Raw genomic sequence first — 26,191 nt, 5'->3', positions numbered from 1 at the left:
ATGATTAAACAACGCACCCTGAAGAATATTATCCGTGCCACAGGTGTCGGCTTGCACTCCGGCGAGAAGGTCTACCTGACCCTCAAGCCCGCGCCTATCGATACCGGCATTGTGTTTTGTCGTGCCGACCTCGACCCTGTGGTGCAGATTCCTGCTCGCGCGGAAAACGTTGGTGAAACCACTATGTCGACCACATTGGTCAACGGTGACACCAAAGTGGATACGGTGGAGCATTTGCTCTCGGCCATGGCTGGCCTGGGCATCGATAACGCCTACGTCGAGCTCTCCGCGTCCGAAGTCCCGATCATGGATGGCAGTGCCGGACCCTTTGTATTCCTGATTCAATCGGCTGGCCTGGAAGAGCAGGACGCAGCCAAGAAGTTCATCCGTATCCTGCGGGAAGTGACAGTGGAAGACGGCGACAAGCGCGCCACTTTCGTCCCTTTCGAAGGTTTCAAGGTGAGCTTCGAGATCGATTTCGATCACCCGGTTTTCCGTGACCGCACCCAGAGTGCAAGCGTGGATTTTTCCAGCACTTCGTTCGTAAAAGAAGTCAGCCGCGCCCGTACCTTTGGTTTCATGAGTGACATCGAGTACCTGCGCAAGCACAACCTCGCACTCGGCGGCAGTGTTGAAAACGCGATCGTGGTCGATTCCGATGGTGTATTGAACGAAGACGGCCTTCGCTATGAAGACGAATTCGTCAAACACAAGATCCTCGATGCAATCGGCGACCTCTACCTGCTGGGCAATAGCCTGATTGGTGAGTTCAAGGGGTTCAAGTCCGGCCATGCACTGAACAACCAGCTGCTGCGCAAGTTGATTGAGCAGAAAGATGCTTGGGAAGTCGTGACGTTCGAAGACGCCAGCACCGCGCCAATCTCCTACATGCGCCCTGTTGCGGCCGTGTAGGCAAAAAAACCTCTCTAGTTTTTGAAGGCTGCCTTTGGGTGGCCTTTTTTTATGGGCGCTTTTTTTGTGTGTATATCCGTTTTTTTGGTAACGGCGGCTTAGGGTTCCGCCCTTACGGCGGGTCACTTTTGAGAAGCGCAAAAGTAACCAAAACGCTTCTGCCCCACCACTCGGCACCTCGCCTAGGCTCGGTGTGCCCTCACTCCGGCATTGCTCCGTGGGCCCGCCGCGAAGGGCCATCCATGGCCCAGCGCGGCTATCCCGGCATCCATGCCGGGATGCCCACTGCGCAATGCCTGCGTTCGGCCAGCGTGGTTAACGGGGCGCCGAGATCAACGTCCACCGCGAGGCGGCCTAACAGCCGACCTGGTTCTTGGTTGGACCGCGTTCCACCTGTGGGAGCGAGCTTGCTCGCGATGGCGGTGGTTCAGTCACATGGATGTTGGGCTTGCTGGCCTCATCGCGAGCAAGCTCGCTCCCACAGGAGGTCTGTTTTGGATATGAATTTTGTGTCCGCTGAAGATTGGATGTGGGAGCGAGCTTGCTCGCGATGGCGGTGGTTCAGTCACATGGATGTTGGGCTTGCTGGCCTCATCGCGAGCGAGCTCGCTCCCACAGGAGGTCTGTTTTGGATATGAATTTTGTGTCCGCTGAAGATTGGATGTGGGAGCGAGCTTGCTCGCGATGGCGGTGGTTCAGTGAGGTGGTCAACTTTTTCCGGACACCTCAATCGGTGTTTTCAGGCTGTTTGCCGCTCGTACTGATTGGGCGGCAAATAGTCTAACGATGAATGCATTCGTCGTTCATTGTAGAACCGCACAATGTAATCCGTGACGTCCTTGATTGCTTCATCATGGTTGGCATAGTCTTTCCTCCAAACGCGCTCCATCTTCAGGTTCAAGAAGAAACGCTCCATGACTGCGTTGTCCCAGCAGTTGCCCTTGCGGCTCATGCTGCAGCGCAAGCCATGTCGTGTCAGCAAGGTTTGGTAAGTAACGCCTGCATACTGGCTGCCCCGATCTGAGTGCGCGATCAGACCCGGTTCAGGCTGTCTCTGTGTGATGGCCAGTTGCATAGCGCCGCACACCAACTCTGCGCGCATATGCGGTGCCATGGCCCAGCCCACGATCTTGCGTGAATACAAATCCATGACAGCCGCCAAGTACAGCCAGCCGCTTCGGGTGCGAATATAAGTGATGTCAGCAACCCATGATTGGTTGATCTGCTCGGGGTTGAACTGGCGGTTGAGCAGGTTCTCAGCTACCGGGAAATTATGATTACTGTCGGTGGTATGAACGAACTTGCGCTTCCAGATCGGGCGTAAATCCTGTTGTTTCATCAGCCGACGGACCTTGTGCCGCCCAATGGATACGCCATCGCTACGCAGCGCTTTCATCACCCGACGACTGCCATAACAGTGCTCATTGGTCATGAACGTAGCTTTGACCCGAGCTGCAATCGGACAGACAGCTTTTGGCTTAAAAGACCGCTGACGAGCTTCATAGAACCCCGAACGGCTGATCCGCAAAACCCGGCAGATACGTATTAGCGAGTAGGCCTTGCATTGCATTTGGTGAACCAATTGGTGGATCACTTCAATTCGCGGGCAAAGAAGGCCGTAGCTTTTTTTAATATGTCGTTGTCCGTCTTCAGCTCGCGGATCTGCTGCTCAAGCTGACGAATACGCTGTTGCTCGCTGGTTAACGGTTTGCCAATCCCTGTACCACCTAACTGCTCGGCTTGGTACTGCTGGACCCAGCGGCGCACGGCCGTGTCACTCAAGTCTAAATCGGTACAAACGGAGTTCACGCTCAGGCCCTGGTCAACAATCATCTTGCAGACTCTTAGCTTGAAAGCGGCGTCGAATTTTCTGTACTTCTTGGTCATGGAATACTCCTCAATAGGTGTAGTTTCACCTATTGAGGTGTCCGGGACTATTAGACCAGCTCACAGTCACATGGATGTTGGGCTTGCTGGCCTCATCGCGAGCGAGCTCGCTCCCACAGGAGGTCTGTTTTGGATATGAATTTTGTGTCCGCTGAAGATTGGATGTGGGAGCGAGCTTGCTCGCGATGGCGGTGGTTCAGTCACATGGATGTTGGGCTTGCTGGCCTCATCGCGAGCAAGCTTTGCTCCCACAGATCTGACAGGTGTACGACCAGGAGAACCAGGTCGGCTGTTAGGCCGCCTCGCGGCGGCCCACGGAGCAATGCCTTCGTTCAGGCATGCCGAGCCTAGGCGAGGCACCGAGTGGTGGGGCAGAAGCGCTTTGGTTACTTTCGACTGGGCCGGCTTCCGGGCTTTTCGAAAGTGACCCGCTGTAAGAGCGGAACCGCCAGTGGCCGTTACCGCAGCAACGGATATACACACTAAGTGAACAGCCACAGAGGGAAGCGTCACATCGCGCAAACCACACGATTACGCCCACTGGCCTTGGCCTGGTAAAGCGCCTTGTCCGCGGCGAACAAAAGTTGTTGGAGCTCGCCATACGGCCCGTTTACCCAAGTGGCGATGCCGATACTGACCGTCATCGGCGCTTCCCCCTCGGTCACAGGTAGCAGCTGTTCAACCGCTTCGCGAATGTTCTGGGCCATGGTGAACGCACCGGCGGTGGTGGTTTCCGGCAGCACCACCGAGAACTCTTCACCACCGTAGCGCGCCGCCAGGTCGGCGGGGCGTCGCACATGCTGGCTGATCAATTGCGCCAAGGTGCGCAGGGCCTCGTCACCCTGTTGATGACCATGGCGATCATTGAATGCCTTGAAGTGATCGGCATCGATCATCAGCACAGACAACGGTTGGCCCGAACGTTGGGCGCGCAGCCATTCCTGTTGCAACGTCTCGTCCAGTGTTCGTCGGTTGGCCAGTCCTGTAAGAGAGTCGACGGATGCCAGTTGGGCCAATTCCCGTTCAGCTCTGTAGCGGCGTCGCAATTCGCGGCGCAGCAGCCAGGTGAGCCAGAGCAAACCGATGCACAGCGCGCCGGTGGCGCCACTGACCAACAAGGCCGTGCGTTGCCAGGACGCGAAGACCTCTTGGGAGGAGAGCGCCACCACGACGATCAGTGGCAGGTTGCCCACCTGGGAAAAGGTGTACAGGCGCTGGGTCTGATCGACACTGGAAATGCTGGTAAAACTGCCGTTACCTTCGCGCAGGATGCGTACGAAGTTCGGTCGGTTGCTGAAATCCTTGCCAATCATGTTGTCGGCCAGAGGCGGTTCCTGGGCCAACACAATCCCGTCGCGGCTGACCAGGTTGACCGTGCCGCCATGACCAATGTTCAGGCTCTTGAACAATTGGTTGAAGTAGCTCAGGCGCATCGCGGCCTCGGCCACGCCCATGAACTCACCCCGTTCATCGCTCAATCGATAGCTGAAACTGATGCGCCATTCCTGCCCATGACTTCTGGAGCGGAACGGGCGGCTGATCATCATGCCCGGGTTTGGATCCTGGATATGGGACTGGAAGTACTCCCGATCGGCATAGTTGCCTATACGCGGCGTGATCGAGGCGGAGTCAGCGATCACATTGCCGTGTTTGTCCAGCAGCAGGATGTCGCCTTTATAAGGGGCGGCGGTGGCGCGGTCGAATAGCGCCAGATGGCGGATCGTCGGCGAAACGTCTTTCAGGTCTTCGCGTTTGGCGGCCGCGACCAAACCTTGCAGCGACAGATCGTAGAGCTCCGCGTTACGCAGCACATCGGCGTCAATCAGTTGCACGATATTGGTCGCCGCACGTGTTGCGGCCTGTTGTGCGGCGGCATGTTCGCGAATCAGCAGGGACGTCACGATGCTCAGGATCGCAATGACAACCAGCGAACTGGCCAGTACGAGTACCCGTTCTGAACGTATCGAGGACGGGGTGTTGCCGGGTGTCGCACTGCGCGCGCTCATGGGTCCGATGTCTGCATTGTGATGTGGCTGGGATCCGTCCCAAAGGATTGCAAACCGGCAATGAACCAGATGCTGGCCTTTTGCTGATTGTGCTTGGATCGGTGAAGGCGGGCAATCAGTGTTTGCGCAATAACCGGGTAGGAGCGGCCGAAGGCTGCGATCTGTCGATTTTGGTCGAGTTGGCTTTCGCCCAGCATTCAATGCTGGAAAAGATCGAACCTTGTGGCGGCCTCAGGCTGGTAAGCGGATCCCGAACGTGTTGGTGCCCTGGTCACTGCGCACGAATACGTCCCCGCCATGCATCAGCGCGATTGCCTTGACGATGGCCAGCCCCAGCCCATGGTTGGCGCCACTGTTGCTACGCGAGGCATCGACGCGATAGAAACGTTCGAACAGGCGTGGCAGGTGCTCGCCGGCAATCGGTTCGCCGGGGTTGGTGACCGCGAGGGTGATCTGGTCGCCAAGGGCTTCGATGTGCACGTCGATCACTTGCCCGGGCGCGGTGTGCTGTACGGCGTTGCTCAGCAGGTTGATCAGCGCCCGCCGCAGGTGGGCGATCTCGATGTTGGCCTGGGCGTCGCCGCTGACCCGGACCTGGACCTGGGCGTCTTCGAGAATGAAGTCCAGGTAGTCGAGGGTGGTTGCCACTTCGCCGGCCAGGGAGGTGCTGGTCAGTTTGGTGGCCTTGCTGCCTTGGTCGGCGCTGGCCAGGAACAGCATGTCGTTGATGATCGAACGCAGCCGCTCCAACTCCTCGAGATTCGATTGCAGCACTTCGAAGTAGTGTTCGGCCGAGCGCCCACGGGTCAGCGCAACCTGGGTCTGGCCGATCAGGTTGGTCAGGGGCGAGCGCAATTCATGGGCGACGTCGGCGTTGAACGATTCCAGCCGCGAGTAAGCCTGTTCGACCCGGTCGAGGGTGGCGTTGAAGGAACTGACAAACTGGCTCAGCTCCGGCGGCAAGGGCGACAGCTGCAAGCGCCCGGACAGGCGGGGCGGGGCCAGGCGCCGGGCTTCGTCGGACAGCTTGATCAGCGGCTTGAGGCCGATGCGCGCGACCCAGTAGCCCAGCAATGAAGCCAGAAGCACACCGACAATCGCCAGGCTCACCAGCGCCACCAGCAGGCGATGCTGGGTCTGGTAGAAGGTCTGGGTGTCGATGCCGATCATGAAGCGCAGCGGCGGACGCTGGTCCTTGGCCGGGAATTGGCTCACCAATACTTTCATCGGGTAGTGCCGACGGGGCAAGGTCAGGTCGCGCTTACCCAGGGCGCCCTGGGCAAAGGCACGGATCTGCGCATCGGGAGCGCCGTATTCAAAGCGCGGATCGTCGCTGACGATCCAGAAATGGATGCGTTTGTCTTCTTCACCGAGCAGTCGCAGCTTGTTGTTGATCTTCACCCAGTGTTCAGGCGTGCCGTAGCGGCCAACGGTGGACTCCAGGACACTGTAGCGGGCATCGAGCTCGGCTTCGGGCAACAGGCCCAGGCCCTTGGCGACCTGCTGGTATAAAGCGCCACCGATCAACAGGAACACCAGCGCCGCCACCAGCGTGAACATGCCGCTCAGGCGCAGGGCGATGCTGTCAGGAACGCTCATCGCCGCGACTCTCCAGCACATAGCCCATGCCGCGAATGGTGTGCAGCAACTTCTGTTCGAACGGCCCATCGAGCTTGGCTCGCAAGCGTTTGATCGCCACTTCCACCACGTTGGCGTCACTGTCGAAGTTGATGTCCCAGACCATTTCGGCAATGGCGGTTTTCGAGAGGATTTCACCCTGGCGGCGGGCCAGGACGCTGAGCAGGGAGAACTCCTTGGCCGTCAGGTCCAGGCGCTGGCCGGCCCGTGTGGCCTTGCGGCTGATCAGGTCGATCCACAGGTCGGCGATGCTCACCTGCACCGGCTCATGGCCGCCGCTGCGGCGGGTCAGGGCTTGCAGGCGGGCCACCAGTTCGAGGAAGGAGAAAGGCTTGCCCAGGTAGTCATCGGCGCCGTCGCGCAAGCCCTTGATGCGGTCCTCGACCCGTTCCCGGGCGGTGAGCATGATCACCGGTGTCTGCTTGCGGGCGCGCAGGGCCCGCAATACGCCGAAGCCATCCAGGCCCGGCAGCATCACGTCGAGCACGATCACCGCATAGTCGGTTTCCAGGGCCAGGTGCAGCCCCTCGATGCCGTCCGGCACCACGTCCACGGTATAGCCCTGTTCGGTCAGGCCGCGGTGCAGGTAGTCCGCGGTTTTTTCTTCGTCTTCGATAATCAGAACGCGCATGGCCCTGCCTCAGTGGTCTGTGCTCGCCAGCGCCGCCGTCGGCGCCGACCCTGGCTGATGGGTGGGCCGATGGAACAGTCGCTCCAGCCACAAGTATATGACCGGTGTGGTGAACAGCGTCAGCGCCTGGCTCACCAGCAGGCCGCCCACCACCGCGATGCCCAGGGGCTGGCGCAGCTCCGCGCCGGGGCCATAGCCGAGCATCAGCGGCAAGGCACCGAGCAGGGCCGCCAGAGTGGTCATCATGATCGGCCGGAAGCGTGTCAGGCACGCCTGGAAAATCGCCTCCTGGGGCGCCAGCCCTTTATTGCGCTGGGCGTCGAGGGCGAAGTCGATCATCAGGATGCCGTTCTTCTTGACGATCCCGATCAGCAGCACCAGCCCGATCAGGGCCATGATCGAAAAATCCTCGCCCAGCAGCCAGAGCATGATCAGCGCGCCGAGGCCGGCCGAGGGCAGGGTCGAGATGATCGTCAACGGGTGCACGAAACTCTCGTAGAGCACGCCGAGGATGATGTACACGGCCACCAGCGCGGCGAGGATCAGCCATGGCTGGCTTTTTAGCGAGCTTTGGAAAGCCTGGGCCGCGCCCTGGAAATTGCCGGTGATGGCGGCCGGCATGCCGATTTCGTTCTTCGCCTGGTCGAGCAGGCGCACCGCGTCTCCCAGGGCCACGCCGGGCGCCAGGTTGAATGACAGGTTGGCGGCCGGGAACATGCCGTCGTGGGCAATCGACAGCGGACCGTTGCTCGGCGCATCGAAGCGGGCCAGGGCCGAGAGCGGCACCATTTCCCCACTCAGGGGCGAACGCAGGTAGAAGTACGCCAGGCTTTCGGCCTTGCCGCGTTGCTGGGTGTCGAGCTCCAGGATCACGTTGTACTGGTTGGTCTCGGTCTGGAACTCATTGATCTGCCGTTGGCCGAAGGCGTCGTACAGGGCCTGGTCGACATCGGTGGCGGTGAGGCCGAAGCGCGCCGCCGCGCTGCGATCGATGTTGATGTGGGTGATGCTGCCGCCCAGTTGCAGGTCGTTGGAGATGTCACGGAACGCCGGGTTGCCACGCAGCTTGTCGGTGAGCTTTTGCGTCCAGGCGTTGAGGCTCGGCCCGTCGTTGCTCTTGAGCACGTATTGATATTGGGCGCGACTGGGACCAGAGCTGAGGTTGATGTCCTGCCCGGCCCTGAGGTACAGCACCACGCCGGGGATTTTCAGCAATTGCGGGCGGATCCGGTCGATGAAGCCGCTGGCCGACACGTCACGCTCGTTCCGGGGCTTGAGGGCGATCCAGAAACGGCCGTTGGCGATGGTCTGGTTGTTGCCCGAGACACCGACGGAGTGGGAGAAGGTCTGCACCGCCGGGTCGGCGGCGACGATGTCGGCCAGGGCCTTGTGTTTGGCGACCATGTCCGGGAACGACACATCGGCGGCGGCTTCGCTGGTGCCCAGTACCAGGCCGGTGTCCTGTACCGGGAAGAACCCCTTGGGAATGAACACGTAGCCCACCACCGCCAATGCCAGGGTCAGGCCGAACACGCCGATCATCAGTTTTTGATGGGCCAGGGCCCGACGCAGGCCGTGCTCGTACCAGCCCAGCAGACGCTCGCCGAATCCCATCTTGCTGTGGGCATGATGTACCGGGGCACGCATGAACAGCGCGGCCAGGGTCGGCGCCAGGGTGAGCGACACCACCACCGAAATCAGGATGGTCGAGGTGGCGGTCAGGGCAAATTCCTTGAACAGGCGCCCGACCACACCACCCATGAACAGCAACGGAATGAACGCCGCCACCAGCGAGAAGCTGATGGAGACCACGGTGAAGCCGATTTCGCCGGCGCCCTTGATCGCCGCCTCGCGCATGCTTTCGCCGGCCTCCAGGTGGCGGTGGATGTTCTCCACCACCACAATCGCATCGTCCACCACGAACCCCACCGAGATGACGATCGCCACCAGGGTCAGGTTGTTCAGGCTGAAGCCCATCACGTACATCAGGGCGAAACTGGCGGTCAGTGACACCCCCAGCACCGCCGAGACAATCAGGGTCGCCGAGAGCTGGCGCAGGAACAGCGCCATCACCGCGACCACCAGCAGCACCGCGATCAGCAAGGTGATCTCCACTTCATGCAACGAGGCGCGGATGGTCTGGGTGCGGTCGATCAGGACCTTGACCTGCATGGCGGCGGGCAGCATGGCTTGCAGGGTGGGCAGGGCCGCCTGGATGCGGTCGACGGTCTCGACGATGTTCGCCCCCGGTTGCCGGAAGATCACCAGGTTGACCCCTGGTTCGCTGTCGGACCAGGCCTGGACGTAAGCGTTTTCCGAGCCGTTGACGACCTTGGCGATGTCCTTGAGGTGAACCGGTGCGCCGTCCTTGTAGGACACGATCAGCTCGCCGTACTCCTCAGGCTGGAACAACTGGTCGTTGGTGGACAGGGTGGAAATGCTCGAATCGCCGTACAGGGCGCCCTTGGCCAGGTTGAGGCTGGCCTGCTGGAGCGCCAGGCGGATGTCTGCCAGGGTCAGGCCGATGGCGGCGAGCCGATCAGCCGAGGCCTGGACCCGGATCGCCGGACGCTGTTGGCCGGAGATATAGATTTGTCCTACGCCGTCGATCTGGCTGATCTGGCGCGAGAGCAGGGTTTCGACGTAGTCGCTCAGCTCGGTGCCGGGCATCAGGGAGGAACTGATGCTGAGGATCAACACCGGGCTGTCGGCGGGATTGACCTTGCGCCAGGTCGGCAGGTTCGGCATGTCGTTGGGCAGTTTGCCGGCGGCGGTGTTGATCGCCGCCTGCACTTCCTGGGCGGCGGTGTCGATGCTTTTATCGAGGCTGAATTGCAGGATCAGGTTGGTCGAGCCCAGGGCGCTGCTGGAAGTCATCTGGGTGATGCCGGGAATAGCACTGAATTGCACTTCCAGCGGCGTCGCCACTGACGAGGCCATGGTTTCGGGACTGGCCCCAGGCAACTGCGCGTTAACCTGGATGGTCGGGAATTCGGCCTCCGGCAACGGCGCGACGGGCAGCCGAGGAAATGCGATCACGCCCAGCAGTACCAGGGCAAACGTCAGCAGCACCGTGGCGATGGGGTGGTCGATGCACCACGCTGAAACCGAGCCGCGGCCCTTCACGGTTGCGGCTCCGAGGTCTTGGCCAGGGCGGGCGGATCACTGAGCACCTGGATGTGGCTGCCTGGCTTGAGCCGCGACTGACCGTCGCTCACCAGTTGATCGCCAGCGTTCACCCCTTTGATGATGTGCATGTCGCTGTCCTGGTAAACCATGACCACCGGCACGCTCTCGACCTTGTCGCCCTTGATCCGGTACACGAAGTGTTGCTCCAGCCCGCGCTGGACCACGGTGGGAGGTACCACCAGGGCGTCCTTGTCGAGGGCGGTCTGGATCTTCAGCGTCACCAGTTGCCCGGGCCACAGCCGTTGCGCGGCGTTGTTGAATTCAGCCTTGGCCCGCAGGGTCCCGGTGTTGGCGTTGATCTGGTTGTCGATGAGGCTCAGGCGCCCCTCGCCGAGCAGTTCCCCGGTAGCGCCATCGGCACCGATATAGGCCTTGACCAAGGCTTGCTCGGGCGCCGCGATCAAGCGTTGCAAGGTGGGCAGCATTTGCTGGGGCAGGGAGAACTCCACGGCGATCGGGTCGATCTGGGTCACCGTGAACAGGCCATTGGTGTCGCTGGTGCGCAGGAAGTTGCCTTCATCCACATTGCGAATACCGACGCGACCGCTCACCGGGGAGCGGATCTGGGTGTAGGACAGTTGCACCTGCGCCGAGTCGATGGCCGCCTGGTTACCCTGGGCGGTGGCCTTGAGCTGGTTGACCAGCGCCTGTTGCTGGTCGTAGGTCTGCTTCGAGACGCCGTCATCGACGCTCAGCAATTTGTAGCGCTTGAGATTGACCTGGGCCACCGCCAGTTGCGCCTGGCTCTCGCCGAGCTGGGCCCGGGCCTGGTCGAGGCTGGCGCGGATCGAACGATCGTCGATGGTCGCCAGCAGGTCACCTTTCTTGACCAGTTGCCCTTCCTTGACCAGCAGCCGGGTGAGGATGCCGTCGATCTGCGGCCGGATGACCACGCTGTGCAGCGACAGGACCGTACCGATGCCGCTGGCAAAGCGCGGCACATCCTTTTGCACCACGCTGACGACCCGCACCGGAACGGCGGCGGGAGCGCTGGGCTTGGCGGTCACGGGCTTGAGCACAAACCAGAGGACGAGGGCCGCCAGGGCGACCAACAGCGCGACGAGCAGGACGGTTTTCTTCTGGGTGTGCATGGATATGAAAGGCCGGTTCGGGACACAGGAGTCTGAGCTTTCTTATATAGCGTTACGAGCCGGTCAGGAAGGTGACGGCTAACTGACAGGCTTGTCAGTTTTGTCCTGGCTTGCTGTCGGATGAATGGTTGTGCCAGATGAAACTGCCCTGCGCGCGGTGATATCGGGCAGGTATACTGCCGCCTTTCGCGGCTCGCCCTTCGGGCCCGACTTGCATGCATGACCCGGAGCCTTACATGACTTCCCCGACACCTTCGCCTGCGGATGAACTCCCCGGCGGCGAACAGGCCGATTTGTCCGACAGCGATGTTTCCAGCGCCGAGGACGCCAAAGCGGCGATCCCTGCCTTCAAATTCCCGTTCAAACCCGGTGAACTGGCTGCGGCCAAGGGGGCCGGCCAGCAGCCGTGGTACAAGAACGGCGCGAAGAATGGCCATACCAAGACCCCGGGCGCCGCGCCTCCCGGCACGCGTCGTTCGATGGGCAAGCGCTGACATCCTCCTTCACGCACGGGTTCGACTTCAGTTCGCGACCCGTGCGCCTGCCAGGCTTCCACTCAATTCGTAAGCCGCCAGCTCAGACTGGTGCGCCGCGAGGATTTCCGGCAATGAGCCTCGCAGGTACTCGACCCAGGTCTTGATCTTCGCATCCAGGTATTGGCGCGACGGATAGATGGCGTAGAGGTTCAGTTCCTGGGAGCGGTAGTTGGGCATGACCCGCACCAGCGTGCCGTTGCGCAAGCCTTCGATGGCCGCGTACACCGGCAATACCCCCACGCCCATGCCGCTGGTGATCGCGGTTTTCATCGCATCGGCGGAGTTCACCAGGAACGGTGAGCTGTTGATGGTGACCATCTCCTGGCCTTCCGGGCCGTCGAACACCCATTTTTCCAGCGGAATGACCGGGCTGACCAGGCGCAGGCAGGCGTGGTTGAGCAGGTCGCCGGGTTTTTGCGGGCAGCCGCTGGCTTTCACGTAGGCGGGCGATGCGCAGACGATGCTGTAGGTGATCCCCAGGCGCTGGGAGACGAAGCCCGAATCCGGCAGCTCGCTGGCGAGCACGATGGAGACGTCGTAGCCCTCGTCGAGGATGTCCGGCACGCGGTTGGCCAGGGTCAGGTCGAAGGTCACATCCGGATGGGTCTTGCGATAACGGGCGATGGCGTCGATCACGAAGTGCTGGCCGATGCCGGTCATCGTGTGGACCTTCAACTGCCCGGCCGGTCGCGCATGGGCGTCGCTGGCCTCGGCTTCCGCTTCTTCGACATAAGCCAGGATCTGCTCGCAACGCAACAAGTAGCGTTTACCCGCCTCGGTCAGGGCAATGCGGCGAGTGGTACGGTTGAGCAGGCGGGTTTGCAGGTGGGCTTCCAGGTTGGAAACCGCGCGCGAGATGTTGGCCGTCGTGGTGTCCAGTTGCGCGGCGGCGGCGGTGAAACTGCCAGCTTCGGCAACACAACTGAACGCGCGCATGTTTTGCAAGGTGTCCATGGAGGGCTCTCTTGGGAGGTGGCAAATTGTGACACGAAGTTACAGAGCAGCGGGACCCGACTAATGGATTATCGCGTTAACGGTAACAAAGATTCACAGAAAGGTCGGCTTATCGCCGGGGAGGGCGATGCCTAGAATTGCCACCAATCCTGGGTCACTGATTCCTGTGGGAGCGAGCCCTTGTGGGAGCCGAGCTTGCTCGGCTCCCACAAGGGCTCGCTCCCACAAGTTTTGCGTTAACAGGCAGCCATCCTCGTCGTCATGCTCGATCTCAGGAATTTTGCGCAAGTGCCGCGTTGCATCAGCAGAGAGCTGAAGACTCTCAGTGTTTGGGTTCTGACATTAACCATCAGCGGTTGCATCGGGACAGGCGGGATTGGGCCGCAAAGCCAGGTACTGCCGGCCAATCAACTGGCGACCGATGCCGCCATCCGCGAGGCGGCTCGCGACGCCCACTGGCCCACCCGCCAGTGGTGGCAAGCCTATGGCGATCGGCAGCTGGATCGCTGGGTCGACCTGGCCATGCAGGACAGCCCGAGCCTGGCCATGGCCGCCGCGCGGGTGCGCCAGGCCAAGGCCATGGCCGGTGTTGCCGAGGCCGCCGAGTCGCTGCAGATCAATGGCGAGGCGACCCTCAAGCGCCATGACTGGCCCACCGATCAGTTCTATGGCCCGGGCGAGCTGGCCGACACCACGACCTGGGACAACAATGCCGCCCTGGGCTTGAGCTACGCCCTGGACCTGTGGGGCCGCGAGCGCAATGCCAGCGAACGGGCGGTTGACCTGGCCCATGTCAGTGTCGCTGAGGCGCGCCAGGCGCAACTGGAACTGCAAAGCAACATCGTGCGTGCCTACATCCAGTTTTCGCTGCACTACGCCCAGCGCGATATCGTCGCCGCAACCCTCCACCAACAAGAGCAGATTCTCGACCTTGCGCAGAAGCGCCTGGACGGCGGCATCGGCACCCATTTCGAAGTCAGCCAGGCCCAGGCACCACTGCCCGAGACCCATCGCCAACTCGACGCGCTGGACGAAGCCATCGCCTTGAGCCGTAATCAGTTGGCGGCCCTGGCCGGCAAGGGGCCGGGAGAGGGCGCGCAATTGCAACGTCCGACCCTGGCCCTCGGCGCGCCCTTGAAGCTACCGTCGGCCTTGCCCGCCGAACTGCTCGGCCAGCGTCCGGATGTGGTGGCCGGGCGTTGGCAAGTAGCGGCCCAGGCCCGGGGTATCGATGTGGCCCGGGCCGGCTTTTATCCCAATGTCGACCTGGTGGGTAGCCTCGGTTACATGGCCACCGGCGGTGGGGCGCTGGAGTTCTTGACGGGCAAGAAGCTCACCTACAACGTCGGGCCGGCGATCACGTTGCCGATCTTCGACGGCGGACGCTTGCGTTCACAGTTGGGCGAGGCGGCGGCCGGTTATGACATCGCCGTGGCGCACTACAACCAGACCCTGGTGAACGCCCTCAAGGGCATTTCCGATCAACTGATCCGCCGCCAATCCATGGACAAGCAGCAGGCTTTCGCCGCCGAATCGGTGGCCGCTGCCCAGCGCACCTACGACATCGCAATGGTGGCGTTCCAGCGCGGGCTCACCGACTACCTCAACGTGCTCAATGCCCAAAGCCTGTTGTTCAAGCAGCAACAGGTGCAACAGCAAGTGCAGGCGGCGCGCTTGAGTGCCCATGCCGACCTGGTGACGGCGCTGGGTGGCGGGCTTGAGACTGTAGGAGCTGCCGAAGGCTGCGATCTTTCGCTTGAGACTCAAGTGTCTGGGGAAAGATCGCAGCCTCGTTGCACTCGACAGCTCCTACATAGCACCCGCATAGCGTCTACAAGGCACAACCTAAGTGGGAGCAAGCTCCCTCGCCACAATGTTGAGTAGGCCTTTTGTGATGTCTTTACTTGCCCCCGCACGCTGGCTGTACCGTCTCGAATGGCGCCGGGGTTTCTTCGACTGGGCCCGCAGCGACGGGGTGACCTGGGTCTATATCTTCAAGGTCCTGTTTGCCGCGTTCCTGACCTTGTGGCTGGCGATGCGCCTGGAGTTGCCGCAACCGCGCACGGCCATGATCACCGTGTTCATCGTCATGCAGCCCCAGAGCGGGCAGGTGTTCGCCAAGAGTTTCTATCGCTTGCTTGGCACCCTGGCCGGCTCGGCGGTGATGGTGGCGCTGATCGCCTTGTTTGCCCAGAACACCGAGCCGTTCCTCGCTTGCCTGGCGGTCTGGGTTGGCCTCTGTTCGGCAGGGGCGGCGCGTTATCGCAACTTCCGGGCCTATGGTTTTGTGCTGGCCGGCTACACCGCGGCGATGATCGGCCTGCCGGCCCTGGCCCATCCGGAAGGCGCGTTCATGGCGGCGGTCTGGCGGGTGCTGGAGATTTCCCTGGGGATCCTCTGCGCCACCCTGGTCAGCGCCGCGATCCTGCCGCAAACCGCCAGTGCCGCCATGCGCAATGCCTTGTACCAGCGCTTTGGGGTATTTGCCCTGTTTGTCACCGATGACCTGCGTGGGCGCAGCAAGCGGGAGGCATTCGAAGCGCGCAACGTGGGCTTCATTGCCGAGGCGGTGGGCCTGGAAAGCCTGCGCAGCGTGACCGTGTTCGAAGACCCGCACATGCGTCGGCGCAACGGCCGGCTCAGTCGCTTGAACAGCGAGTTCATGGGCATCACCACCCGCTTCAACGCCTTGCACCAGTTGCTGGAACGCTTGCGCAGCAGTGCGGCGGATCACGTGGTCAATGCCATCAAGCCAGGTTTGCAAACGTTGGCCGAACTGCTCGACGGTTTCAGTGGCCGCGCCCTGACCGATGCCGATGCGGCCCGTCTGGCGGCGGCGCTGGCCGAGTACAAGGCCGAGCTGCCGGCCCAGGTACGAAGGCTGCGGGCGTTGTTCCAGGAAACGGCGCCCAGTGATGGGCAGCAGCTGGATTTCCATACCGCCTACGAGCTGCTTTATCGCTTCGTCGACGACTTGCACGGCTATGCCCTGACCCACGCCTCGCTGGCCGATCATCGCCACGAACGTGAGCGCTGGGACGAACCGTTCGTGCCGCAGACCAACTGGCTGGCCGCCACGGCATCGGGTGTTCGCGCCGCCTTCATCCTGTTGGTGCTGGGGAGTTACTGGGTCGCCACGGCCTGGCCGAGCGGCGCGACCATGACGATGATCGCCGCTGCCACCGTGGGCTTGTCGGCCGCGACGCCGAACCCCAAGCGCATGGCTTTCCAGATGGCCTGCGGCACGTTGTTCGGGGCGTTGATCGGTTTTGTCGAGATGTTCTTCATCTTCCCGCTGATCGACGGCTTCCCTTTGCTCTGCGTGATGCTGGCGCCGGTGATCATGCTCGGTTCGTTCCTCAGCTCGCGGCCGAAATACGCCGGGGTCGGGCTGGGGCTGCTGATCTTTTTCAGCACCGGTTCGGTGCCGGACAACCTGACGGTCTACAACCCCTACGCCTTCATCAACGATTACATCGCGATGATCCTCGGCATGCTGGTGTGTGCCGCGGCCGGGGCAATCATTCTGCCGCCCAACAGTCGCTGGTTGTGGCGCCGGCTCGAACAGGATTTGCGCGAGCAAGTGGTGTTTGCCATCAGTGGCAAGCTCAAGGGCCTGGCATCGAGCTTCGAAAGTGGTACCCGCGACTTGCTGCACCAGGCCTACGGGCTGGCAGCGGGGCAGCCCCGGGTGCAACGGGACTTGCTGCGCTGGATGTTCGTGGTGCTGGAGGTCGGCCACGCGATTATCGAGCTGCGCAAGGAGCAGGCGATTTTGCCGGTGCATCCGGCGTATGCCGAAAGCCAGCCGTGGCGCCAGGCGATTCGTGTGATGGGGCGGGCGCTGGTGCGGCTGTTCCGCCAACCGAGCCAGAGCAATCTGGAGCGTGCCCTGGTGGCGGTGGACCACGCCATCGGCCGCGTGCAGGCCTCCGACGAACCCTTCGCCCCGCATTTCGACACCTCGGCCCTGCGCCGGGTGAAAAGCTACCTGCATTTCATCCGCACCTCGTTGCTGGACCCGCAATCGCCATTGGCCGGCTATGTCATACCGCATGCCACACCGCTTCCCCAGGAACCTGAACATGCCCCGTGAGATCGCTTTCCATGGTGTGTACATGCCCACCATGACCTTGATGTTTTTCATCGCCGCCGGCCTGGCCTGGGCCTTGGACCGCTTCCTGTCGGGGCTGGACCTGTACCGCTTCTTCTGGCACCCGGCGTTGCTGCGCCTGAGTCTGTTTATCTGTCTGTTCGGCGCGCTGGCGCTGACGGTCTACCGTTGAGATCGATGCGATGAGAAAGTTTTTCAGCCTGCTGGCGACGCTGTTGGTTCTGGCCCTGGCGCTGTGGATCGGCCGTACGTTATGGGTCCATTACATGAACGAGCCCTGGACCCGCGATGGGCGGGTGCGGGCCGACATCATCAATGTGGCCGCCGATGTCAGTGGCGAGGTGGTCGAAGTGCCGGTGCGCGACAACCAATCGGTGAAAAAGGGCGACCTGTTGATGCGCATCGATCCTGAGCATTACCGCATCGCCGTGAAGCAGGCGCGCTCCCAGGTGGCGTCGCGCAAGGCCACTTGGGAGATGCGCAAGGTCAACGCCCATCGGCGTGCCGACCTGGACAGCCTGGTGATCTCCCGGGAAAACCGCGACGACGCCAGCAACATCGCCGACTCGGCCCTGGCCGATTACCAGCAGGCCCAGGCGCAACTGGAAGCCGCCGAGCTGAACCTGTCGCGCACCGAAGTCCGCGCGGCGGTGGACGGCTACGTCACCAACCTCAACGTGCACCGTGGCGACTACGCCCGCATCGGCGAGGCGAAGATGGCCGTGGTGGACATGAATTCGTTCTGGGTCTATGGCTTCTTCGAAGAGACCAAATTACCCAAGGTGCGGGTCGGCGATCCAGCGCAGTTGCAGTTGATGAGCGGAGAGATGCTCAAGGGGCATGTGGAAAGCATCTCCCGCGGCATCTACGACCGGGACAACCCCGAAAGCCGCGAACTGATCGCCGACGTGAACCCGACCTTCAACTGGGTTCGCCTGGCCCAGCGGGTGCCGGTGCGCATTCATCTCGACGAAGTGCCCGACGGGGTGCTGCTGGCGGCGGGGATGACCTGCACGGTGGTGGTAGAACCCCATGACAAGCGCTGAGATCACTGGCTACTGATGGGGGGATGGAGATTTGATGCACACCACAGCAATTGAAGTTCAGCCCTGTGGCGAGGGAGCTTGCTCCCGCTGGGTGGCGAAGCCGCCCCAAAAAACAGACACCGTAAGCTGAGTCAGCCTGCGACTGCTGCGCAGTCGAGCGGGAGCAAGCTCCCTCGCCACAACAGCAAAAAACCAAATCGCGATGATTACAGCGATTTCCCCAACCCAAACCGCTTCATCAACCCTTTTTCCAGCAACCTCTTGGGCAGCCAGCCGGCCATCAAGGGCAATGCCCGGCTGCCATTGCCCAGGCGCAGCAGGCGGGGGGGCTTGGGTTGTTGTGCGGCCTTGAGCAGGCCGGCGGCGAACTCGTGGGCCGGGGTCGGGTTGTCCTGGGAGGCTTTGGCCCGGGCCCGGATACCGTCGCGCAGGGGCCACCAGGGCGATTGTTCGCTGATCAGCTGTTCGGCTTCATGGCCGGCATTCTTGGCGAAGCTGGAAGCAATGGCGCCCGGTTGGACTTCCATCACGCGGATGCCGAACGGCGCCAGTTCCATGCGCAAGGCATCGCTCAAGGCATGCACCGCGGCCTTCGAGGCGCAGTAGGCCCCGGCAAACGGCGTGACCAGCACCCCGGAAACGCTGCCGATATTCACCACCAGCCCCTTGGCCCGGCGCAACACCGGGAACAGCGCGCGGGTGACCCCGACGATGGCGAACACGTTGGTTTCGAACTGACGCTGCATGGCCGGTACGCCGCCGTCCAGCAACGGGCCCATGGCGCCGTAGCCGGCATTGTTGACCAGCACATCCAGGCCGCCGTGCTGCTGGTTGATCCGTTCGCCCAGTTGTTCCAGGGCGTGGCCGTCGTTGACGTCCAGTTGCACGGCGGTGAATCCGGCGGCGCTGAGTGTCGCTACGTCTTCAACCTTGCGCGCCGTGGCCCAGACCTGATAACCCGCAGTCTTGAAGGCGTCGGCAAGGGCGCGGCCAATGCCGCTGGAACATCCGGTAATCAGCGCAACAGGCATGGCGCATTCCTTGTGCAAAAAGTGGGGGAAGGTAATCAGTTGGAAAAGCTGCCGTGCAATCGCTCGGCGCGAAACTCCAGGGTCTGCGGGCGATACCCCGGACGCAGGGGCGGCAGCGGCAGGCAGTCTTGCCAGTCGGCGCCGGCCTGCAATTGGCCGGGGCCCCGGTAGCGCGGTGCGTCGTAGGGGGTGTCGGCCAGGTTGATGGTGTCGCCAGGTGCATAGGCCGCGACCCGCCAGCGCAGTTCGATCAGCGGCACGTCATTGGTGTTCTTCAGGTTCAGCGACAGCGGTCGGTCGGCGGGGCATTGTCCGGGGGCATAGGTAATGCGCATTTCCAGGCGCTCCAATTGCCGGGTCTCGCGGTTTTCCTGCCAGAGCACCCACGCGGCGACCAGCCCCAGCCCGATGAACGCCGCCAGGGAGACCGGCAAGGCCTTGGCCGGGTAGCGCAACAGCAGGATGAGCCAGGTGATGATCAGCAAGACGCCGATAAGCATGGTGGAAGCCTCCGTTACCGTAGGTACATCCTACCGAAGGGGGCGGGCAATGTTGAAGCAATGATGCCTGCCCATCACCGACTGCAAAAAAAAGCCCCCACCCAACCCACTGCGGATAGGGGACGCAGTGGGCTGGATGGGGGCTTCTTGTACGGCTGATCGTTGCTAGTTGTTACTGCGCGATGGTCTTCACCGAGACGCCGCGTTCGATCGGAGTGGAGCGACCGTAGATGTCTTCGAAACGCTCGATGTCGTCTTCACCCAGGTAGCTGCCGGACTGCACTTCGATGATTTCCAGCGGGATCTTGCCCGGGTTGCGCAGGCGGTGGACCGACGCGATCGGGATGTAGGTCGACTGGTTTTCGCAGAGCAGGAACACGTTCTCGTCGCAGGTCACTTCGGCGGTGCCGCTGACCACGATCCAGTGTTCGGCGCGGTGGTGGTGCATCTGCAGCGACAGGCACGCGCCCGGCTTGACCGAGATGTGCTTGACCTGGAAACGACCGCCCATGTCCACCGAGTCATAGGAACCCCACGGACGATAGACCTCGCAGTGGTTCTGAGTCTCGGTGCGGCCCTGTGCGTTGAGGGTGTTGACCATCTGCTTGACGCCTTGGACCTTGTCCTTGTGGGCGATCATCATGGCGTCCTTGGTTTCGACCACCACGATGTTGTCCAGGCCGATCACCGACACCAGCTTGCCGTTGCCGTGGATCATGCAGTTGCGGCTGTCCTGGACGACCACGTCGCCTTTGGTGACGTTGCCGTTGGCATCCTTGGGGTTGACTTCCCACAGCGACGACCAGCAGCCGACATCGCTCCAACCTGCCGACAGTGGCACCACGCAGGCGCGCTGGGTTTTTTCCATCACGGCGTAGTCGATGGAGTTGTCCGGGCAGCAGGCGAAGGTGGCTTCGTCGAGCGTGATGGTGTCCGGGGTCTGCTCACTGCGCTCAAGGGTCAGCAGGCAGGTGTCGTAGATGTCCGGATCGTGCTTTTTCAGCTCTTCGAGGAAACGGCTGGCGCGGAACAGGAACATGCCGCTGTTCCAGAAGTAACCGCCGGCCTCGACGAACTCGGTGGCGCGCTTGACGTCGGGTTTTTCGACGAAGTGCGAAACGCGGCTCACGCCTTCAGGCAGCAGCGCGTCGTTGGTCGATTTGATGTAGCCGTAGCCGGTTTCCGGTTTGGTCGCCGGTACGCCGAACAGCACCATTTCGCCACGCTCGGCGGCCACGGTGGCCAGGGCCAGGGCGCGTTGCAGGGCTTTCTGGTCTTCCAGCACGTGGTCGGCCGGCAGCACCAGCATCAGCTCGTCGCGGCCTTCGTTGACCAGCATCATCGCGGTCAGCGCCACGGCCGGTGCGGTGTTGCGTCCGAACGGCTCCATCAGGATGCGCTGGACTTCGAGCTTACGGTTGCTCAACTGCTCGTTGACGATGAAACGGTGGTCTTTGTTGCAGACCACGATCGGTGTGTCCATGCCTTCGAACACCAGGCGCTCGAGGGTCTGTTGGAACAGGGTGTGTTCACCGGTCAGGGCCAGGAACTGTTTAGGGAATTGCTTGCGCGAAAGCGGCCAAAGACGTGAGCCACTACCACCTGACAAGATCACCGGAATCATGTTTGTTACTCCTTGAAGCGAAATGGTTGTTAGAGCTACTGCGTTCTGTCGTTTCACTCTCTTGTTCTTGTTCCGTACCCGAATGGCTGATCTTTGTTGTAGGAGCTGACGAGTGAAGCGAGGCTGCGATCTTTCCCCTAACACTTGAATCCCAAGCGAAAGATCAAGATCAAAAGATCGCAGCCTGCGGCAGCTGCTACACAAATAGGCGTTCAGCCCTCAGGTGAATTCATCAGCGGGTCGACGCTGGGCGTTTCACCCACACTGGCGACAGGCTGCTGCCTGAACCGGTGACGTACAGCACGGCCGCTTCGCCGCGCTCCAGGGCCACGGGCTTGAGGTCGCCGACTTTCTTGTCGCCTTCGAACAGCGCCAGGGTCACTTTCACCGGGTTGATTTCACGCTCGCCACGGCCCTTGGCGGCCACGTTCGGCACCACTTCGGTCTTGCCGTCGGCGGTCTTGAGGGTCAGTGCCTTGTCGCTGAGGTTCTGTACGCGGACCAGGGACTTCTGCTTGTTCTTGAACGGCGGCTCTTCGATCAGTTGCGGCTGGCCGCTGGCGTTGTTGACCAGGGTGTAATAGTGATCGGAAGCCAGTTTCACCGGCACGGTCTGGCTGCCGACCTTGGCGCTGTAGTCGCCACCGGGCATGAAGCTGAAGTCGCTGCTGGCCAAGGGGGCTACGTCGCTGATGTTGGTGCTGCCGACGGTGGCGCTGACTTCGGCGTTAGCGGCGTTATAGACCCGCACGAAGCTCGAGCCTTTTGGCGCGACCGGGCCGTACAGGGCCGAATCACCGGCAAAGGCCGACAGTGAGAGGGCGCTCATGCTGGCGACGAGGGCAATGGCCTTGAAGGAGCGAGCAGCGAGACGGCGAGGAGTAGTGTTGAAAGTCATGGTGGACCTCTCTTTCAGTTTTGCGCCCGGTCGGGCGTCTCGGATGGGGTGTTGGCGGCGACGTTCTGTTGGCGCGCGCCGGCTTGCTTGAGCTCTGCGACCCACTGTGGGTCGGCGTCGCCGATTTCGTTGTTCACGGGCAGATAACGTTCAGGGAACTCCCAGATCAGCACCTGTGGCGGGTTGTTCTTGAAGGCATCGCTCTTGAGGTAGCTGAGCATCGGCAGAATCGGGCCATGGCCGTCCTCGGCGTAGTTGACGACGTCGCTGTGCAGGGCTTGCTTGAGTGCACCGACGAAGTTCCAGTTGGGGTTGGCGCTGTAGCTGGTGCCGATCAGGGCCACGGGCACCTGGGCGTCGGCGAACAGCGCGTCGTCGCCGGCCGGCTTGTCGTCGGCTTCGCGGGTGTTGCGCTTGACCAGTGGCTCCTGGGCTGGCATCAGGTTTTCGAACAGCGGGTCCAGGGGCAGGAACTGGCGCAAGTCACCCTTGTGGGTGATTTTTTCCGCAGGCTCAGTGACGAAGCGTTGTGGCTCACCGTTGAGCGGTGTGCCTTCGGCAATGGCCTTGGCCAGGTTCTCGGCAGCGACCTGGGCTCCTTCCGGAGTCCAGTGGGTGTCGGTGCGCAGGAACACTTGCTGGCCGCCTTGCTTGGCCTGTTGCAGCGGGCCGAGCAGGTCTGGCGCGAGGATCTTGTCGGCCGCTACGCGAGCATGGAAATCCTGGTAGAGGTTGGCGTGAATGCTCGATGGCTTCACGTCACCCAGGTGCTCGGGGTACAGCCGCGCCTTGGCCGGCACGATCGCCATGACCAGGGTCACGCCTTGTTCCTTGAGCTTCTGGCGCACGCCTTCGACCAGCGCGTAGTTGCCTTGCAGGTTCAGCTCTTCGTTGACGATCGGGTTGAACTCTTCGTCGCTGTACAGCCACTGGTCGCGGCCCAGGACCACGCCTTTGCGGCCTTCGTTGAACAGCTTGTAGTCCAGCGCAGCCCAGATGTTGGTGCCCAGGCGCTTGATCGGGAACTGGTCGTCGTAGTGCGTTTCCACGGCCTTGGCCCAGCGCCCGTTGAGCACGGTGGCGTCGGGGTTGGTGCTGAAGCCGAAGAAACTGCGCATCGACCACAGGCCCAGTGCTGTCAGGATCAGCATGAACAGTGCGATGTAAAAGATGCGTAATGAGCGGGTCATGTTCAGATCCCTCAGAACTGGAAGTAAAGGAACGGCGAGAAGCTTTGCGCCGAGAGTTTGAGAATCGAGGCGATGAACAGCAGCAGCACCAGGGCGCGCATCACGTAGCGTGACCAGTCCACGGTCCAGTAGGCCGGTTGCACCTGGGCTTCGACACCCACGGTGTAGCCCGGTTCATGGATCGTCGATGGATTGTCACCCGGTACGGCCTTGATCATCCCCGGCTGTGCGGTGGCCGGGCCGTTGGCCTCGGTATTGACCTCAGGCTTGGTCTTGACCGGTGGACGGTTGGTGTAGAAGTCCCGCAGGCCGAAGAAGGCGAGGGTGATGTAGGCCACCACCAGCGTGGCGATCTGCAGGCCAGTGAGGTTGGCGCGGGTCAGTTCCGACAGCGACCAGTCGCTGAAGCTGAACATGGCGCCGTACATGCGACCGGCCACGTGCAGGTTCTCGGAGCGGAAAATCACCCAGCCCATCACCACCAGCAGGAAGGTCAGCGCCCAGCGGATCGGGTTGATGCTGCGTGGCGTGGTGTTGATGCCCACGGCTTTTTCGATGGCCAGCCAGATACCGTGCCAGGCACCCCAGATGATGTAGGTGATGTTCGCGCCGTGCCACAGACCACCGAGCAGCATGGTCAGGAACAGGTTGCGATAGGTCATCAGCGTGCCTTTGCGGTTACCGCCCAGGGTGATGTAGAGGTAGTCGCGCAGCCAGGTGGACAGGCTGATGTGCCAGCGACGCCAGAACTCGGTGATCGACTGGCTGATGTAGGGCTGCTTGAAGTTTTCCATGAAACGGAAACCCATCATCAGGCCCAGGCCGATGGCCATGTCGCTGTAGCCGGAGAAGTCGAAGTACAGCTGCGCGGTGTAGGCCAGGGCGCCGAGCCAGGCATCGCCCGTGGTCGGGTTCTGCAAGGCGAAGCAATGGTCGGCCACCACCGCCAGGGTGTCGGCGATGAACACTTTCTTGATGAAACCCTGCATGAAGCGGGTGCAGCCTTCGGAGAACTTGTCCAGCGTGTGGGTACGGTTGTTGAACTGGTCGGCCAGGTCGCGGAAACGCAACACGGGGCCGGCGATCAGGTGCGGGAAAATGGCCACGAACGCTGCGAAGTCGATCAGGTTGCGGGTTGCCGGGGTATCACCGCGATAGACGTCGATGATGTAGCTGATGGACTCGAAGATGTAGAACGAGATCCCGATCGGCAACAGCACGTGGGTCAGGATGAACGGCTCGAGACCGAAGCTGGTCATGATCGCGTTGAGGCTGTCCACGCCGAAGTTGGCGTACTTGAAGTAACCCAGGATGCACAAGTCCACCGCCACGCCGAGCAACAGCCAGCGCTGGGCCGGTTTGGTGCGCACGCCGGCGGCGCCGACTTTCAGGCCGATCCAGTAGTTCCACAGGGTGACGCCGGCGAACAGCAACAGGAAGTCCACCCGCCACCAGGCATAGAACACATAGCTGGCGACCAGCAGCAGCAGGTTGCGATAGCGTTGCCCGCTCAAGTAGTACAAGCCGAGAAAGATCGGCAAGAACAGAAACAGGAACACATTGGATGAAAATACCATCCCGATCTCTCCATGTTGAATCAACAGTCAAGGGCCAGAGCCCCCCCAAACCCCCCCATGAAAGCCGGGGGGCTAATGCATTCGAAACAGACCACATTCCCTGTGGGAGCGAGCTTGCTCGCGATGACGGAGTGTCAGTCGACATCCATGGTGAATGTCAGACCGCAATCGCGAGCGAGCTCGCTCCCACAGGTTCCCTGCCAGGCAGGGAACACGGTGTCAGCTTCCTTTTTCACCTTTTTCCCGCGAAGGGTCGTACACCCGGGTCAAGTCACCGCCGAGGCGGAAGGTCTTGAACGGTTGCATCTCGTGCTTGCGCTCCAGCACATCCTCGCTACAGGTGTAGAGGCTGCAGAACGGTTCGAGCCAGGCGAATTTCGAATCGATCTTCAGGTCCTTCATGTCCTGCTTGTCGCCGTTCTTCTCTTCGAAGATGTCCGGATCTTCGACCCCGGCCAGCACCCGGTCACCCAGTCGCTTGAGGGCGCCGTTGTTTTCCTGGCGCAGGTCCACACCATTGACCTGGGCGAAACTGGCGATCATCGCCAGTGGTGGCAGGGCATAGTTGTGGTAGGACAGGGCGCGTTGCTTGCGCTTGAGTTCGTTGGGCAGGAAACCGTCGGCATCGATCTGGTTGACGCCGACCTTGTATTCCTTGACGGCCCAGTCGAACAGGTCGCGACGGTTGGTTGCCACGGAGGTGGCCATCACCGACCAGGCGGCCCAGTAGGAGTGGTTGTTGGTCTTGTCCAGCGGCAGGTTGTCCCAGTCGCTGACCACCTGGTCGGCCATCCGGCTGAACCAGCCTTCGATCAGTTGCGCCTGCTCCGGGTGATTGGCCAGTGGGCGGGACTCGGAGAACTTCAGGCGTACATAGGCCGACGCCATGCTGCCCAGCGCCCATTTGCGCATGGACTTGCCGGTGTGGTTGAAGTCCTTGGACATCAGCGCATCGGCCTGGGCCCACGCGGTCAGCCAGTTGAGGGTGCATTCCAATTGTTCGGGACGGCCGTCACGCATGAATTGCATCACTTGCTTGCTGACGCCACGCTCGATCTTGGTGATGTCGGCGGTGCTGTCACGGAAGGCTTTTTCCGACTGCACGTTCAGGGTCGCACGGGCCTTGTCGGAGCCCTCGTACTTGCTGCGAAATTGCAGGGAGCCGGTGTAGGGCGTCGGCGTGGCGTCGCAGCCTTGGGCCGCTTCGCCGGCCTTGACCTTTTCGATCGGTGCGAAGTAACCCTGTGGCGGGCGCAGCGGGGCCGCGGCCTGCGTGGCCCCGGCGAACATCGCCAGGGTCAGCAGGGAGGGCGCCAGCAGCGTTTTCAACGTTCGGGTGCGCGTGGTACTGGTCATGAGACGAGACC

20 protein-coding genes are annotated in these 26,191 nt (G+C 61.8%); 6 read left to right on the top strand and 14 right to left on the bottom strand.

Translation table 11 applies throughout. The annotated features are described in order from the left end of the window. A complete protein-coding gene (gene lpxC / locus LOY50_RS23200) occupies positions 1-912 on the top strand; it encodes a UDP-3-O-acyl-N-acetylglucosamine deacetylase (RefSeq protein WP_003178240.1) in 912 nt (303 codons plus the stop codon). Positions 913-1,651: 739 nt separating this feature from the next. On the opposite strand, the gene LOY50_RS23195 is transcribed toward lpxC, so the two are convergent. The 6 genes from LOY50_RS23195 to LOY50_RS23170 all read right to left on the bottom strand — a co-directional run bounded on the left by LOY50_RS23195 (position 1,652) and on the right by LOY50_RS23170 (position 11,354). After that, a protein-coding gene (locus LOY50_RS23195; RefSeq protein ID WP_258689295.1) for an IS3 family transposase occupies positions 1,652-2,799 on the bottom strand; the annotation gives its coding sequence in 2 pieces (ribosomal slippage) (positions 1,652-2,544 and positions 2,544-2,799; 1,149 coding nt in all). Positions 2,800-3,308: 509 nt separating this feature from the next. Continuing rightward, positions 3,309-4,805, bottom strand: coding sequence for a sensor domain-containing diguanylate cyclase (locus LOY50_RS23190; RefSeq protein WP_258689294.1), 1,497 nt, complete (start codon positions 4,803-4,805; stop codon positions 3,309-3,311). Positions 4,806-5,036: 231 nt separating this feature from the next. Continuing rightward, entirely contained in the window at positions 5,037-6,404 is a 1,368-nt protein-coding gene (locus LOY50_RS23185; protein WP_253477889.1) for a heavy metal sensor histidine kinase, read from the bottom strand. Next, on the bottom strand, positions 6,391-7,074 hold the full coding sequence (locus LOY50_RS23180; RefSeq protein WP_258689293.1) for a heavy metal response regulator transcription factor: 684 nt from the start codon (positions 7,072-7,074) through the stop codon (positions 6,391-6,393). The genes LOY50_RS23185 and LOY50_RS23180 overlap by 14 nt, the downstream gene beginning before the upstream one ends. A gap of 9 nt (positions 7,075-7,083) precedes the next feature. Beyond that, positions 7,084-10,200, bottom strand: a complete 3,117-nt coding sequence (locus LOY50_RS23175; RefSeq protein ID WP_258689292.1) for a multidrug efflux RND transporter permease subunit — start codon at positions 10,198-10,200, stop codon at positions 7,084-7,086. Beyond that, complete coding sequence (locus LOY50_RS23170) at positions 10,197-11,354, bottom strand: efflux RND transporter periplasmic adaptor subunit (protein ID WP_253477881.1); 1,158 nt, start codon at positions 11,352-11,354, stop codon at positions 10,197-10,199. Before LOY50_RS23170 ends, LOY50_RS23175 begins: the two co-directional genes overlap by 4 nt. A 236-nt stretch (positions 11,355-11,590) precedes the next feature. Between LOY50_RS23170 and LOY50_RS23165 the strand changes: the two genes are divergently transcribed. Continuing rightward, on the top strand, positions 11,591-11,848 hold the full coding sequence (locus LOY50_RS23165) for a hypothetical protein (protein WP_018606117.1): 258 nt from the start codon (positions 11,591-11,593) through the stop codon (positions 11,846-11,848). A gap of 27 nt (positions 11,849-11,875) precedes the next feature. On the opposite strand, the gene LOY50_RS23160 is transcribed toward LOY50_RS23165, so the two are convergent. Then, positions 11,876-12,844 (bottom strand): LysR family transcriptional regulator, encoded by a 969-nt coding sequence (locus LOY50_RS23160; protein WP_003205334.1) that lies wholly within the window; start codon positions 12,842-12,844, stop codon positions 11,876-11,878. A 288-nt stretch (positions 12,845-13,132) separates the two neighbouring features. Here LOY50_RS23160 and LOY50_RS23155 point away from each other — a divergent pair, with 288 nt between their 5' ends. Genes LOY50_RS23155 through LOY50_RS23140 form a run of 4 tightly spaced genes read left to right on the top strand, consistent with a single transcriptional unit; the run spans position 13,133 to position 18,004 of the window. Continuing rightward, on the top strand, positions 13,133-14,728 hold the full coding sequence (locus LOY50_RS23155; RefSeq protein ID WP_258689291.1) for an efflux transporter outer membrane subunit: 1,596 nt from the start codon (positions 13,133-13,135) through the stop codon (positions 14,726-14,728). A 7-nt stretch (positions 14,729-14,735) separates the two neighbouring features. Then, positions 14,736-16,940 (top strand): FUSC family protein, encoded by a 2,205-nt coding sequence (locus tag LOY50_RS23150; protein ID WP_258689289.1) that lies wholly within the window; start codon positions 14,736-14,738, stop codon positions 16,938-16,940. Further along, a complete protein-coding gene (locus LOY50_RS23145; protein WP_258689288.1) occupies positions 16,930-17,130 on the top strand; it encodes a DUF1656 domain-containing protein in 201 nt (66 codons plus the stop codon). The genes LOY50_RS23150 and LOY50_RS23145 overlap by 11 nt, the downstream gene beginning before the upstream one ends. A 10-nt stretch (positions 17,131-17,140) precedes the next feature. Further along, entirely contained in the window at positions 17,141-18,004 is an 864-nt protein-coding gene (locus tag LOY50_RS23140) for an HlyD family secretion protein (RefSeq protein WP_253477873.1), read from the top strand. 206 nt (positions 18,005-18,210) lie between these two features. On the opposite strand, the gene LOY50_RS23135 is transcribed toward LOY50_RS23140, so the two are convergent. The 7 genes from LOY50_RS23135 to LOY50_RS23105 all read right to left on the bottom strand — a co-directional run bounded on the left by LOY50_RS23135 (position 18,211) and on the right by LOY50_RS23105 (position 26,180). Beyond that, positions 18,211-19,035, bottom strand: a complete 825-nt coding sequence (locus tag LOY50_RS23135; RefSeq protein WP_258689287.1) for an SDR family oxidoreductase — start codon at positions 19,033-19,035, stop codon at positions 18,211-18,213. Between the two features lie 35 nt (positions 19,036-19,070). After that, the gene (locus LOY50_RS23130) at positions 19,071-19,535 is read right to left on the bottom strand and encodes a multidrug transporter (RefSeq protein ID WP_258689286.1); all 465 of its coding nucleotides are present in this window, start codon (positions 19,533-19,535) and stop codon (positions 19,071-19,073) included. A 172-nt stretch (positions 19,536-19,707) separates the two neighbouring features. Beyond that, positions 19,708-21,159, bottom strand: coding sequence for a mannose-1-phosphate guanylyltransferase/mannose-6-phosphate isomerase (locus LOY50_RS23125; protein ID WP_253477864.1), 1,452 nt, complete (start codon positions 21,157-21,159; stop codon positions 19,708-19,710). 232 nt (positions 21,160-21,391) lie between these two features. After that, on the bottom strand, positions 21,392-22,057 hold the full coding sequence (locus LOY50_RS23120; RefSeq protein ID WP_258689285.1) for an alginate O-acetyltransferase AlgF: 666 nt from the start codon (positions 22,055-22,057) through the stop codon (positions 21,392-21,394). A gap of 14 nt (positions 22,058-22,071) precedes the next feature. Beyond that, complete coding sequence (locus LOY50_RS23115; protein ID WP_258689284.1) at positions 22,072-23,247, bottom strand: alginate O-acetyltransferase; 1,176 nt, start codon at positions 23,245-23,247, stop codon at positions 22,072-22,074. A gap of 11 nt (positions 23,248-23,258) precedes the next feature. Continuing rightward, the gene (locus LOY50_RS23110) at positions 23,259-24,824 is read right to left on the bottom strand and encodes an MBOAT family protein (protein ID WP_253477856.1); all 1,566 of its coding nucleotides are present in this window, start codon (positions 24,822-24,824) and stop codon (positions 23,259-23,261) included. 219 nt (positions 24,825-25,043) lie between these two features. Next, positions 25,044-26,180: a mannuronate-specific alginate lyase gene (locus tag LOY50_RS23105; RefSeq protein ID WP_258689283.1), complete on the bottom strand. Its 1,137-nt coding sequence runs from the start codon at positions 26,178-26,180 to the stop codon at positions 25,044-25,046. Positions 26,181-26,191 lie beyond the last annotated feature (11 nt).

The sequence above is a fragment of the Pseudomonas sp. B21-010 genome, from assembly GCF_024749325.1.
Lineage (GTDB): Bacteria > Pseudomonadota > Gammaproteobacteria > Pseudomonadales > Pseudomonadaceae > Aquipseudomonas > Aquipseudomonas kilonensis.
This window is presented reverse-complemented; position numbering and strand designations above follow the sequence as displayed.